Origin of the sequence: Coprococcus sp. OM06-34AC, from assembly GCF_003462545.1 — a bacterium.
Lineage (GTDB): Bacteria > Bacillota > Clostridia > Lachnospirales > Lachnospiraceae > Coprococcus > Coprococcus aceti.
Genome location: NZ_QTZF01000001.1, coordinates 120,621 through 135,065, shown reverse-complemented (window position 1 = coordinate 135,065; position 14,445 = coordinate 120,621). Strand labels below are relative to the sequence as shown.

The window sequence follows — 14,445 nt, the reverse complement described above, 5'->3', positions numbered from 1 at the left end:
AAATTCACAAAAAACATTTGTTAAATGAAGATTATTGTGATACAATTTTTTTATATTTGGGAGGTGCGCTAATGAAGGAAGTATTAATTACATCGGGAACAAGCTTTGAGGGATATGATATCGTTGACTATGGAACATACAAGTTCACACAGACGATACTTAATTCCAACTTTTTGAAGGATTTCGGAACATCTATTGCGGATATTGCCACGGATAGAAGAGATATCTATCAGGAGAAGATCGATGAGATCCTCAATGAAACAATCAATAATTTCACAGATATGGTTCGTGAGACGAAGTATAATGCTGTAGTTGGATTCAGAACGGGTGTTGAGGAATACACCAACAACGTGACTGCTGTTGTTGCCAGTGGAACTCTGGTAAACATAAAGGAGCAGTACAAGTCAGAATTTGACAAGAGCAGCTTCATCAGAAATGAGATTTATGTAAGAAACTATTACGACCTGCTCGTGCCAAGGGCATCAAAGGTTGTACTTGCATCAGAGGGCAAGGGAACAAAGATTTCCGTGTGGTTCAACAACTACAATAACGACGATATAAAGGCGCTTAAGGCAGAGCTTCAGTTCACCAATATCTATGGTGACAATATAACACTGCCGGATGTTGATTTTACATTTGATAAGACCAACCTCAAGCTCCTCAAGTCGGATTATGTGGAGTGTAAGCTTCCGGATAAGTATATAAAGATGATATCCTCCGTCAAGGTATACATCAAGAAGTATGTCAAGGCCAGCGGAGTATACGAGATAGATGCAGATTCTATCGGAATTGAGATGTCTGACGTTAAGTTTAAGGCACTCAAGCTTAAAAAGGGAATTGATGCAGTAGCAAACTACAAGTCAGATGGACTTGTGTGGACATGTAACTGTGGACACGTAAACGAAGGCGGCGCAGAGGAATGTGTGATCTGTGGAAGAAAGCAGGATGATATGAAGAACTCTATCACATTCAACTACGAGCCTATGCTTGAAGAGATGAAGACAAAAGAGTATGTAATAGAGATCAAGGATGTACTCATGAAGTACATCAAGGACATTGATACAGGAATGAGAATGCAGCTTCTTGAGATCATGGAGTCCGGTCTTAATTACGAGAAGAGCAGAGGATCCATGAAGGACTCTGTTATTGAGAAAGTTGAGAATCTCTTCCTTGGATTATAAGGATTATAAGACGATATGCAACAGTACATGGTACAGATAATAAAAAATCTTAAGGAGAAGGGTTACAGACAACTCAATCCGGAAAGTAACAACGTATACGGCAGAGCAGACAGCGATGCCGTATATATTGTTGTTATAGGCAGTAATCATAATCTTGATTCTGAGACTCTGAAAAAGTTCAATAATAAAATATTGCTTGACGTTTCTTCGGATTCGCATAGAAAAGTCAATCTTCTCAATATACTCATCACTCCAAACGGAATGTTTGATGATATGACAAAAAAGATAGTTGAAGAACTGGACAATGTCTGGCTGTTCACGGAGGATTACGGAAAGCTGTATATATTTGAGAATCAGCCCACTGACTTTGACTCACTCTATGATGTGATCGATAAAAAAACGGTGGTGGATAACCGCAGATCCCAGCACAATCTGATAAGAATCTTCGGTGTTGTAACACCGATATTACTGTTGTTAAATATTCTGGTGTACGTTGCATGTATCTTTGTTTATCAACCTACGGAACTGGCTGTGGAAGTGCTTGCGATATCAGAAAAAGGACAATATTACAGATTCCTGACATCAATGTTTACACATTTTGGAATAGCACATCTGGTTGGAAATATGGTAATTTTGATCGCACTCGGTGCGAGGGTTGAGAATATAATAGGCAGATTCAATTATGTCATAGTTTATATTGCCACGGGTCTTACTGCGTCATTTGCATCATACATAGATTGTTTTTATAATAATACATATGCTTACTCGGCTGGTGCATCCGGAGCGATATTTGGTCTTCTGGGAGTGCTGGTTGTCATAGCATTTTACAATAAGGGCCGGGTGAAGGATCTGTCACTTATTAATATGCTTATATTATTTATTCTGACACTGGTTAACGGAAAGATGTCAGAAGGTATTGATAATGTTGCCCATGTGGCGGGATTTGCGGCTGGGATAGTGGCCGGGATAGTCCTTTTGCTGACCAATCAAAAGGTTGTAAAGAATAGCCGTTTATGATAAAATAATACGATGATAAAAAGTGGGAGGCTGGGTTATGAGTACTGGAATCAGTATGTCAAGTGTAAACAAAATAAAGGAACTTGCAGACAATGGCGATTACAGTCTCGCTCTCGATATACTTGAACATCAGGATCTGTCGAAGTCACTTAGTCCACAATTTATTAGAATATGCGGCGAGGTGTATTACGAGAACAAAAGATATCCTGAGGCCAGAGCGGCGCTTGTCAAGGCACATGCCATGGCTCCGGCTGGTAACAAGATAATATATTCTTTGATAAAACTGTATTTATCCATGGGATTTACACAGCTTGCAGAGCATTATTTTGAGATATATACATTTAATCAGGCCAATAAGGATGCAGGTACATACAGACTTGAATATATGATAGCCAAGGCACACAGGAAGCCCGTGAATGAACTTTACAGCATACTGGTGTCGGCGAATGATGTTGAGACGGATGAAGAGTGGGATTTTGAGATGCTTCTGCTTCATGCGTACATAAGAAACAGGGAGAAGTTTGACAGCGCCTGTGTTGAATTCAGAGCGCATTACAAGAACTCTTCACATTTGTATATGCTGGACAAGCTCATGGGCGGCGATGTGGATCTTGAATCCATGATCTATTGTTATCCTGACACGGAGATGCCGGATGATGATCCTGAGCAGGCAGATACAAGAGCAAATGAAAATAAGATACTGGAAGAAGACGATCTGAGAATGCATCCAAAGGATGCTAAGATCATGATCATGGTCGAGGATGACGCACCTGTGACGAGTTCCATGAAATTCAAGCAGATGTGGATTAGATCGAAGGATAAAAAAGAGCAGAAAAAGGAAGCTCGTCAGGAAGAAGAGAATTCTGAGCCGAAGAAGAAATCCAGAGGTTTATTTGGATTGATGTCAAGGAAAGAGGAAGAGCTTGTCGAGCAGGAGATGGAATCTCTGAAGAACGAGAATCTTGACAAGGAACAACTGCTCGAGGAAGTTATTTCCGATACCGCTGATGATGCCGGGAATAAGGCAAAACCTGAGCTCAAGGCGATGAGCAGTGACAGTGAGAAAGCTCCTGAGGGAAAGTCACAGGATATGACCGAGATAAGCGGAGAGCTGACTCCTGAGGATGCAGCGGTGTATAACAAAGATAACGACAATGAGTATGAGGATTCCGAACCGGTGGAGGAAGATAATTATGTTATCGAAGAAGAGCCGGAGGAAGTAGTCATGGTTGAGGTTGATGGTGACGATTTTGATGACGTATCTGACAGTGCGTCAGATTGCGATTCTGAAGACGATACTGTTGTGGAGACCTTTGATTCTGAGTTCGAGGGAGACTTTGAGGATGGATTTGAGGCGGATGCAGAGCCGGAGACTTTGCCTGATGAACCGGTTGAATCAGAAACGTTTGATTTTGATAAAGCCTTTGAATCTCTTGAGGAGTTCGAGGTTGACGATGAGAATCTCGAGGATCTGATGGAAGATGCGGAGTCTCAGAATGATGTGGAAGAAACTGCTGTTGAGCCGGGTGTAGAGCAGAATGAACCGGAAGTTGATGAAGTCTCAGTTGAGATCGAACCGGAGATCGAAGAAGAATTCGAGGTAGATTCAGATTCTGAGCCTGAATTCGAAAAAGAACTTGAGGTTGGCGCAGAATTCACGATCGAGGCAGAGCCAGAGGCTGAGGAAGAATTCACAGTCGAGGCAGAGCCGGAGGTTGAGGAAGAATTCACGATCGATGCCGAAGCGGAGATTGAAGATGAATTTGAGACTGAAGCTGAGCCAGAGTTAGAAGAATTTACAATCGATGCGGAATCTGAGGAATCTGAGATGGAAGAAGTTCCAGTGGAAGTCGAACCAGAGGTGGAAGAATTTGAAGCTGAGGCTGAACTGGAGATCGAAGAAACTGAGGCTGAAGCTGAATCAGAGGTCGAAGAGGAATTCATAATGGAAGCAGAGGATAAGTCAGAAGAGAAAATTGCGATGGAGACAGAACCGGAAAAGCCAAAGAATAATGGCTTCCCGGTGTTTAAGAGCAGTCTGTTCCCTGACTACAACACAGAGAATGCAGCACTGTATGATCTGTCGGCAGAGAAAGATATAAATGCAGAGATAGAGGCTGATGAAGCCAAGATATCGGAAAGTCTTAAGAAAGAGGAGGATCTTATCGGTGAAACAGACAGACTCCTTGCAAGACTTGGAATTAAATTCAACACGGAGTTCAATTCTATATTGAATTTTGATGATGAAGATAAAGAGGAGGCTGTGGCAGCTCCCGACGAGGAGAAGACGGATGAGCAGGCATCCTCACAGCAGGAAATGGTTGACGCTGAACCAGAGCAACCGAAGAAAAAGCCGTTCAGATTGAAGGGCTGATCAAAGAAGAAATAAAGTAGCATGATCATACATATAGTGTATTGCTTTTTTATTTGAACAAACGGAAGGAGGCGAGGGAATTGGCTGTAGATCAGACAGAAGCAATGATTGCGGCGATCAAGGCACAGCTTGAAAAGGAAAGAGCTGCAGAAGCTGCCAAGAAAAAGAGAGAAGAAGAGGAAGAACTTCTCAAGAGTGGCAGCAAGAAGAAAGATGCTGAGACTGCTAAAAGCCAACACAAAACTTTGTCCAAGGAGGAGTTAGAACGAATCGAGGCTAAGAAACGCCGTAAGAGAGAAGAGGCTCTTGGAATTGTTCATGAGGATGAACCGGAAACTTCAACTGAGGATGAAAAACAGGAAGACGTTCCAAAAGAGGGAGAGGGACTGAAGCCTGAAGATAAAAAAGAAGATAAAAAACCAGAGGGAGCTGCACCTAAGCTCAGTCTTAACCTTGGAGGTATCGCTGATGATATGTCGGGCGGTGGTCTCGGAGGCGGCCTTGGCGGCGGATTAGGTGAAGGCGGTCTTGGCGGACTCGGAGGCGGCCTTGGCGGCGGACTCGGAAGTACACCTAAGACAGAAGGAGGCCTTGGATCAGGCGGTCTTGGCGGCGGTCTTGGTAAAACACCTAAAACAGAAGGCGGTCTTGGCGGCGGATTTAAGTTCGGTGCCGGAACTGAAGGCACAGTTAAGTCAACAGGTGGAAGCAATATTGTTCTCACTGATGATGATGAAAATGCTGAGGATGAAGAGACACTTGAGTGGGTAACTGATAAGAATGCAAAGGTGAATAAAGTTAAGTCACCTAAGGGAGGCAGTGATGCGAACGGAGATCTGTTCAGCATTCTCCCAGATAGAAACAAGCAGGCTGCGGCTGGAGAGTCATTGTATGATTTTGACGATGATGACGACGATGATGACGATTTCCTTGGAGCAGGAATAAAGAACCTGTCCAATATAGACGAGGAGAGCCCTGAGGAGATAGCCAAGAAGAAGGCTGAAGAGGAGGCCAAGAAGAAAGCTGAGGAGGAAGCCAAGAAGAAGGCTGAGGAAGAAGCTAAGAAGAAGGCCGAGGAAGAGGCTAAGCGTAAGGCTGAAGAGGAGAAGAAGCGCAAAGAGGCAGAAGAGGCAAGAAAGAAGGCTGCCGCTGAAAAGGCTAAGGCTGAGGCTGAGGCAAAGAAGCAGCAGGCAATCGACGATGCCAGAAAGAACGCTGAAGAGGCAAAGAAGCATGCTGAGACCTCGAAGAAGACCATCGAGGAATGCGAGAAGACAGAGAAGGATCTCGAAAAGCAGCTTGAAGAATTTGCTGCCAAGAAACAGAACTATGATGCAAAGATGGCACAGGAGGCTGAGGCAAAGAAGAAGAACGACGCTGAGCTGCTTGAGCGCGAGGAGAAAGAGCTTGATGCAAATATTGCAAAGCTCAAGAAAGAGATAGCAGATACAAATGAATCTGCTAAGAAAGAGTCAGACAGAATCCTCAAGGAGAGCGATCCTGATACATATAAGAACAATATGATCAATGAGGCTCAGGCTGCTGCTGACAAGGCTATAAAGGCACTTGCCGACACTAAGAAGACCAATGTGGATAAGGGTGTCGCTGAGTACAACAAGGCTGTGGATGCAGATAAGAAGAAGCTGGCAGACATAGATGCAGACAAGAAGAAGTCTATAGAGTCAGCCAAGAAGAAGCGCACAGATGAGGAAGCAAGAGCATCCAAGATCATGAAGACTGCCGAGGCAGACAAGACAAAGGCTGGTGCAATATTCAGCGAGTCTAAGAAGGCTGAGGAAGAGGCTGATGCTAATCTTAAGAATACCACTGAGATGGAGAGTCAGTCACAGAAGACTCTTGATGAGCTCCAGAAGAAGCTTGAGGAGTCAGAGAAGGCTGTTAAGAATGCAAAGAACAGCAGAAATGATGCAAACACAAAGCTTGCAATACAGAAGGAAGAACTGAAGAAGGCAGAGAAGGCTGAGGAGGAGGCTGCAAAGGCTCTTGAGGCAGCAAAGAAGGCCAAGGAAGAGGTTCAGAAGAAGATTTCAGACAGCGAGGAGTTCATAAAGAAGGCTGCTGATCAGATTACATCTGCTGAGAACGACAACAAGAAGATCAGTGAGGATGTTGCCGCCGCAAAGAAGGAGAATGACTCATTCAAGGCTGCGAAGGCAGAGGCTAAGGAAGCTCTCGATTCAGCTAAGAAGTCTCTTGTTGAGGCTGAGGATCTTCTGGCAAAGGCAGAGGCTGCTGCCGAGGAAGCAGAGCAGGTAGTCGAAGAGGCTAAGATCGCAGAAGAGGTTGAGATCCAGAATGCGGAAGCTGCTGCCAAGGAAAAGACAGATAAGCTTACGGCAGAAGGAAAAGATAGAGAGACCAAGCATGAGGCGTTCCTTGCTGCTGAGGAAGAGAAGTATGCTACGGCAGAGGCAAGTGAGCTCGAGAAGGTTCAGACTACAGCTATGAAGGCTGAGAAGGAAGCCTCAGATATGAAGACAAAGGCTGAAGCTGATGCTAAGAAGCTTCTCGATGATGCAAAGAAGAAAGAAGAAGAGTTAAAGAACAAGATCGCTGAGCTCAAGACAAAACAGGCTGAGCGCATTGTTGCAAGAAAAGAGGCTGCTGATCAGGCAAAGGCCGAGGCTGAGGAGAAGAAGAAGAAAGATCTCTCAGCAATAGACAAGGTCGAGGCTGATGTCAAGAAACAGCTCGAGGATATAAGAAGCAAGGCTACTGCTGCTGCAAAGGTACTTGAAAAGGCTATAAAGCGTGAGGAAGAGTACAAGAAGCAGGAAGAGCTTCTGAAGGAAGGTAAGGTTGAGGAAGCTGCACAGGTTATCACACAAGATGAAGAAGCAACTATGGCTGCTTCAGTAAGTGAGGCTGTTGCTGCGAGACGTAAATCACTGCCTAAGGAGGCAAAGTACCTCTACAAGTATCTCGGAGTCGAGCCTGCTGGTGCACAGATCGTTAACGTTCTCCAGACTCTCAAGGTAGATCCTAAGAGATCTAAGAATGTTGTTATTCTTGGACAGCACGGATTTGGACTTACCATGGTCGGTGAGGATTTTGCAAAGTTCTATTATGATATGGGAATCTGCAAGTCTGAGGCAAAGGCAAAGGTTAAGGCAAAGGTTATAAACAGCGGTAAGCTTGCAGGAGCAGTTGGCAAGCTCAAGGGCGGATGTCTTATCATTGAGAGCGCAGGACTTATAACACCTGAGAGATTCAAAGAGATGGTTGATATGTGTTCACCTGAGAAGAATGATATTAAGATCATCCTCACAGGAGAGAAGACAGCTCTCAGCAATATGCTTGCAGCAAATATGACTCAGGCAAGATCGTTCAACAACAGAGTATACTTTGACCAGATCAATGAGAGCGGAATGATCAATGTGGCAGAGTGCTACGCTGATGAGAAGGGCTTCAAGCTTGAGAGTGGAGCAGATACAGCTATAAAGAATGCTTTGATGGCGATGGAGTCAGGAAATATCGACAGACTTCTCGGTGCTATGGATGATGCCATGAAGGCTGCTGAGACCAGAGATCCTATCGACAAGAAGATTCTTAAAAAAGAGATAAAATAAGTTTTGTGACGGATATACCGTTGTAGAATTTTGTTGAAAAAAACAATACCAGTGCTTATAATATCTGTGTTATAGCACTGGTATTATTTTGTTGTGATAAAGGAGAATTTATATGCTTTCAACTGATATTGGAGTAGATTTAGGAACGTCAAATGTATTGATCAGCGTAAGAGGTAAGGGAATTGTTGTAAACCAGCCGTCTGTTGTCGCATATGAAGTATCTACAAAAAAAGTAATAGCAATAGGAACAAAAGCCAAGAAAATGATAGGAAAGACTCCGGAGAATATAGAGGTCGTCAGACCTCTCAATAAGGGAGTTATATCTGATTATACAATAGCGGAGATAATGCTCAAGGCATTTATCAGAAGCGCAATGGAGAAACGTTCGGGAGTTGGAAGACCAAGGATATGCGTGTGTGTTCCAAGCGGTGTTACCGAGGTGCAGAGAAGAGCTGTTGAGGAAGCAGTGTACAAGACCGGTGCCAAGAATGTGTATGTCATGGAGGAACCTTTGGCTGCTGCTGTAGGAGCAAATGTAGATATCTATGAGGCAAAGGGTAATATGGTGGTTGACATAGGCGGTGGAACCACGGATATTGCGGTCGTATCCCTTGGTGGTGCAGTGGAGAGCAGCTCCATAAAATACGCCGGAGATGACTATAATAATGCACTCATCAAGTATGCCAGAAGAAAATACAACCTGCTTATAGGTTATCAGACAGCGGAGAATGCGAAGATCGCTGTTGGCTCAGTCGTAAAGCGTGATGAAGATATTGAGTATGTGATCAAGGGCCGTGATCTTATCAAGGGACTTCCAAAGGCTGTAACAATAACTGCGAATGAAACAGTGGATGCATTTGAGGAGACTACAGAGCATATTCTTGGAGCAATACACAATGTTCTTGAGACTGCACCGCCGGAGCTGGTGGCTGACATTGCGGTATCGGGCATTGTGCTTACCGGAGGAGGAAGTCTTATATACGGAATGGACAGAATAATCAAAGAGCGCACAGGGATAGAGGCATATGTATCGGAAAAAGCACTTGAGGCAGTGGCTCTCGGCGCTGGTATGTCTGTCAACCTCAGCGATAAGAAAGAAGATTAAATGTATGGAAAGAGATTATTTGCCGATCTGCATGGAGGACATGAAGAAGAGAGGGTGGACACAGGCAGACTTTGTGTTTGTCATAGGTGATGCCTATGTTGACCATCCCTCATTTGGTCCTGCCATCATAAGCAGATTGCTTGAAAGATATGGATATAAGGTGTGTATGATTGCCCAGCCTGATTGGAAGAATGACAAGAGCATTGATGTTTTTGGCAGACCAAGACTGGGCTTTTTGGTGTGCGGAGGCAATATGGATTCCATGGTGAACCATTATTCCGTATCTAAGAAGAGAAGACAGAAGGATGCGTACTCTCCAGGTGGAGAGATGGGACTCAGACCTGATTATGCCACCACGGTTTACTGTAATCTGATAAGGAGAACATACAAGGATGTTCCAATCATAATCGGAGGTATAGAGGCCAGCCTCAGACGTATGGCTCACTATGATTATTGGTCTGATAAATTGAAACATTCCATTCTGGTGGATTCATCCGCCGATATACTTTCGTATGGCATGGGCGAGCACAGCATGATAGAGATAGCGGAGGCGCTCGACAGCGGAATAGATGTGAAAGATATCACATTTGTCAGGGGTACATGCTACAGGACAAAGGATATATCCGGTGCGCCCGAGGATTCCATTATACTGCCGGATTATGACAGTCTTTCAAAGGATAGACTGGAATATGCAAGAAGCTTTTATACACAGTATATAAATACAGATCCATACTCGGCTAAAACGCTGGTTGAGGGATACGGAAACAGAGGATATGTTGTTCAGAATCCTCCGGCTTATCCGCTCACCCAGATGGAGATGGACGATGTGTATGATCTGCCATATATGAATAACTACCATCCGATATATGAGGAGGCGGGCGGTATCCCGGCTATATCAGAGATAAAATTCAGCCTGACGAGCAACCGGGGCTGCTTCGGAGGATGCAGCTTCTGCGCACTGACATTTCACCAGGGCAGGATCATACAGACAAGAAGCCACGAGTCACTGATAAAGGAAGCGGAGCGCATGACGCATGATCCTGATTTCAAAGGCTATATACATGATGTCGGAGGGCCGACTGCGAATTTCAGGCATAAATCATGCGCAAAGCAGGATAAATATGGTGTATGCACCAACAAGCAGTGTCTGTTCCCGGAACCGTGCAGGAATCTGAAGGTTGACCACAAGGATTATGTTGAGCTTCTGCGGAAGCTGGAAGCGGTTCCAGGTGTGAAAAAAGTATTTATCAGATCGGGAATACGATTCGATTATGTGATGGCGGACAGCAGCGATGAATTCCTGAAAGAGCTTTGCGAGAAGCACATAAGCGGACAGCTCAGAGTTGCGCCGGAGCATGTATCGGATAATGTTCTCAGGATGATGGGCAAGCCACAGAACAGTGTATATGAGAAATTCATTGATAGATACAAAAGGGTAAATGCAAAGACTGGAAAGCAGCAGTATGTTGTTCCGTACCTGATGTCATCACATCCCGGATCCACGCTGAAGGAGGCGGTGGAGCTTGCCGAATATGTAAGGGATATAGGCTATATGCCTGAACAGGTGCAGGATTTCTATCCTACGCCGTCCACGATATCCACATGTATGTACTATACCGGAGTCGATCCTAGAACCATGAAACCGGTATATGTACCTCATAATCCACATGAAAAGGCAATGCAGAAGGCTCTTATGATGTATAGAAAACCGGAGAATTATGATCTGGTCAAAGAGGCGCTCATAAAGGCCGGCAGACAGGATCTTATCGGTTTTGATAAAAAATGTCTGATAGCGCCGAGAAAGATGGACAGGAAAGGTGAACACCAGGGACAACGTTCGTATGGCAAAAATGATAAAAGTAAGAACAATTCAATCAATAATGGTAAAAACAGCAAAAATAATAAAGTTGTTCCACAGAAAAACACAAAATCATCCGGGCAGAAGAATGCTAAAAATGGCAAAAACAGGAATAAAAGGAAATAGCTCCTTCGCGGAGTCGTTCATTTTTGGTTGCGTGGCACATGCTTTTGTGCTAGAATTATGGCAGATTGTGTGAACCTTTAAGGTTTTTTTATATGTAGTCTTATGTCACACTAATATTTTTTTAAATGGAGGATTTGAAAATGGCAAAGAAGATTGTTTTAGCAGGCGCATGTCGTACAGCTATCGGAACAATGGGTGGATCACTCAGCACAACACCAGCAGCAGAGCTTGGTTCAATCGTTATCAAGGAGGCTATCAACAGAGCAGGAGTTCCTGCAGATCAGGTAGACCACGTATACATGGGATGTGTTATCCAGGCTGGTCAGGGACAGAACGTTGCACGTCAGGCTTCAATCAAGGCAGGACTTCCAATCGAGACAACTGCTGTTACAGTTAACGTTGTCTGTGGTTCAGGTCTTAACTGTGTCAACATGGCTGCACAGATGATCGAGGCAGGAGATGCTGATATCGTAGTTGCAGGTGGTATGGAGAATATGTCTATGGCTCCTTACGCTATGATGAAGGGTCGTTTCGGTTACAGAATGAACAATGGTGTACTCGTAGATACAATGGTAAACGATGCTCTCTGGGATGCATTCAATGATTATCACATGATCAAGACAGCTGACAATATCTGTGAGCAGTGGGGTCTTACACGTGAGGAGATTGATGAGTTTGCAGCAAAGAGCCAGCAGAAGGCTGTTGCAGCTCAGGAGTCAGGTGCATTTGATGCTGAGATCGTTCCAGTTATGGTAAAGAAGAAGAAAGAGATGGTTGAGTTCAAGAAGGATGAGGGACCAAGACCTGGTACAACAGTTGAGACACTTTCAAGACTCAGAACAATCAATCCTAACGGATTTGTTACAGCTGGTAACGCTTCAGGTATCAATGATGGTGCTGCAGCTATCGTTGTTATGAGCGAGGAGAAGGCTAAGGAGCTTGGCGTTAAGCCTATGGCTACATGGGTAGCTGGAGCACTTGGCGGAGTTGATCCTTCAATCATGGGTATCGGACCTGTAGCTTCAACCAAGAAGGTTATGGCTAAGACTGGTCTCAAGATTGAGGACTTCGATGTTATCGAGGCAAACGAGGCATTTGCTGCACAGTCAGTAGCAGTTGCTAAGGAACTTGGATTTGATGTTGACAAGCAGGTTAACCCTAACGGTGGTGCTATCGCTCTTGGACATCCAGTTGGAGCTTCAGGATGCCGTATTCTTGTTACACTTCTTCATGAGATGCAGGCAAAGGGTGCTAAGACAGGTCTTGCTACTCTCTGTATCGGTGGTGGAATGGGCTGCTCAACAGTCGTTAAGATCGAGGACTAATTTTAGATAATAAAGGAGATACATCATGGAGTTTGTTACATACGAACAGGATGGATATGTAGGAATTATCACAATCAACCGTCCAAAGGCTTTGAACGCACTCAACAGTGCAGTTCTTGAAGAGCTTGATGCAACATTCAAGGCAGTTGATCTTGATACAACAAGATGTCTTATTCTTACAGGTGCCGGTGAGAAGTCATTTGTTGCCGGAGCTGATATAGGTGAGATGTCAACACTCACAAAGGCAGAGGGAGAGGCCTTCGGTAAGAAGGGTAACGATGTGTTCAGAGCCATTGAGACATTCCCTATCCCAGTCATCGCAGCAGTGAATGGATTCGCTCTTGGCGGCGGATGCGAGATTTCAATGAGCTGTGATATCAGAATCTGCTCAGAGAATGCAATATTCGGTCAGCCAGAGGCTGGTCTTGGAATCACACCTGGTTTTGGCGGAACACAGAGACTTGCACGTCTTGTAGGTGCAGGCATGGCTAAGCAGCTTATCTACACAGCAAGAAACATCAAGGCAGATGAGGCTTACAGAATCGGTCTTGTGAACGCTGTTTATCCACTTGAGGAGCTCCTTCCAGCAGCTAAGAAGATGGCAGCCGGAATCGCAGCAAACGCTCCTATTGCAGTAAGAAACTGCAAGAAGGCTATCAACGATGGCTTACAGGTAGATATGGATCAGGCAATTGTTATTGAAGAGAAGCTTTTTGGTGACTGTTTCGAGACAGAGGATCAGAAGGCAGGAATGGGCAATTTCCTTGAGAAAGACAAGGAGAAGAAACTTAAGGTTGTTCCTTTCCAGAATAAGTAATAATTAACAGTTCTGATATTAACATTTAGGGTGGGGAATCTGATAAAGGTAAACCATCCTAAATGTGTGATATAAGTATTATGGTAGCATGTTAAACGAAACGTATATGAATTTCTCATGTTTACCGGAAAAAAAGATTTAGGAGGACATAAAAATGAAGGTTGGCGTAATTGGTGCAGGAACCATGGGTCAGGGCATTGCTAAGGCATTTGCTCAGGTTGACGGATACGAGGTTGCACTCTGTGATATCAAGCAGGAGTGGGCTGAAGGCGGTAAGGACAAGATCGCTAAGGGTTATGCAAGACTCGTAGAAAAAGGAAAGATGACACAGGAGAAGGTTGATGGTATTCTTGCCAGCATCACTCCAGGTCTTAAGGAAGACTTATGTGCAGACTGCGACCTTATAGTTGAGGCTGCTTTCGAGAACATGGAAGTAAAGAAGACAACATTTGCTGAGCTTGACAAGATCTGCAAGCCAGAGTGTGTATTCGCTTCAAACACATCATCACTTTCTATCACAGAGATTGGAAATGGTCTTACACGTCCTATGATCGGTATGCATTTCTTCAATCCAGCTGACAGAATGAAGCTTATCGAGGTTATCGCAGGTGTTAATACACCAGCTGAGATTGTAGAGAAGATCGTTAAGATCTCAGAGGAGATCGGTAAGACTCCAGTACAGGTTAACGAGGCTGCTGGATTCGTAGTAAACAGAATCCTCATCCCAATGATCAACGAAGCTGCATTCATCAAGATGGAAGGTGTATCAGACATAGCTGGTATTGACGCTGCTATGAAGCTTGGTGCTAACCATCCAATGGGACCACTTGAGTTAGGTGATTTCGTAGGCCTTGATATCTGTCTTGCAATCATGGACGTTCTGTACAATGAGACAGGTGACAGCAAGTATCGTGCATGTCCATTACTTCGTAAGATGGTACGTGGCGGCAACCTTGGTGTTAAGAGCGGCAGAGGATTCTATGTATACAATGCTGATCGTACAAAGACACCAGTTGATGCTCAGTAATAGTGCTAAGTAATATAATATATTC

Annotated in this window: 9 protein-coding genes; all 9 read left to right on the top strand. The window is 44.3% G+C overall.

The features are described from left to right. The first annotated feature begins 71 nt into the window (after positions 1–71). The gene (locus DXB91_RS00555) at positions 72–1,181 is read left to right on the top strand and encodes a heavy metal-binding domain-containing protein (protein ID WP_118016564.1); all 1,110 of its coding nucleotides are present in this window, start codon (positions 72–74) and stop codon (positions 1,179–1,181) included. Between the two features lie 15 nt (positions 1,182–1,196). Continuing rightward, entirely contained in the window at positions 1,197–2,198 is a 1,002-nt protein-coding gene (locus DXB91_RS00550; RefSeq protein WP_118016563.1) for a rhomboid family intramembrane serine protease, read from the top strand. A gap of 37 nt (positions 2,199–2,235) precedes the next feature. Further along, a complete protein-coding gene (locus tag DXB91_RS00545) occupies positions 2,236–4,572 on the top strand; it encodes a tetratricopeptide repeat protein (RefSeq protein ID WP_117548902.1) in 2,337 nt (778 codons plus the stop codon). Positions 4,573–4,652: 80 nt separating this feature from the next. Then, positions 4,653–8,162, top strand: coding sequence for a hypothetical protein (locus DXB91_RS00540; protein WP_242992600.1), 3,510 nt, complete (start codon positions 4,653–4,655; stop codon positions 8,160–8,162). 112 nt (positions 8,163–8,274) lie between these two features. Further along, the gene (locus DXB91_RS00535; protein ID WP_117548903.1) at positions 8,275–9,267 is read left to right on the top strand and encodes a rod shape-determining protein; all 993 of its coding nucleotides are present in this window, start codon (positions 8,275–8,277) and stop codon (positions 9,265–9,267) included. A 4-nt stretch (positions 9,268–9,271) separates the two neighbouring features. Further along, positions 9,272–11,251, top strand: coding sequence for a YgiQ family radical SAM protein (locus DXB91_RS00530; protein ID WP_118016562.1), 1,980 nt, complete (start codon positions 9,272–9,274; stop codon positions 11,249–11,251). Between the two features lie 140 nt (positions 11,252–11,391). Continuing rightward, positions 11,392–12,576 carry an acetyl-CoA C-acetyltransferase gene (locus DXB91_RS00525; RefSeq protein WP_044998303.1) on the top strand — a complete coding sequence of 395 codons (1,185 nt, stop codon included), beginning with the start codon at positions 11,392–11,394 and terminating at the stop codon, positions 12,574–12,576. Positions 12,577–12,601: 25 nt separating this feature from the next. Further along, positions 12,602–13,393: an enoyl-CoA hydratase-related protein gene (locus DXB91_RS00520; RefSeq protein WP_004852940.1), complete on the top strand. Its 792-nt coding sequence runs from the start codon at positions 12,602–12,604 to the stop codon at positions 13,391–13,393. 154 nt (positions 13,394–13,547) lie between these two features. Beyond that, positions 13,548–14,420: a 3-hydroxyacyl-CoA dehydrogenase family protein gene (locus DXB91_RS00515; RefSeq protein WP_022216397.1), complete on the top strand. Its 873-nt coding sequence runs from the start codon at positions 13,548–13,550 to the stop codon at positions 14,418–14,420. The last annotated feature ends 25 nt before the right edge of the window (positions 14,421–14,445 follow it).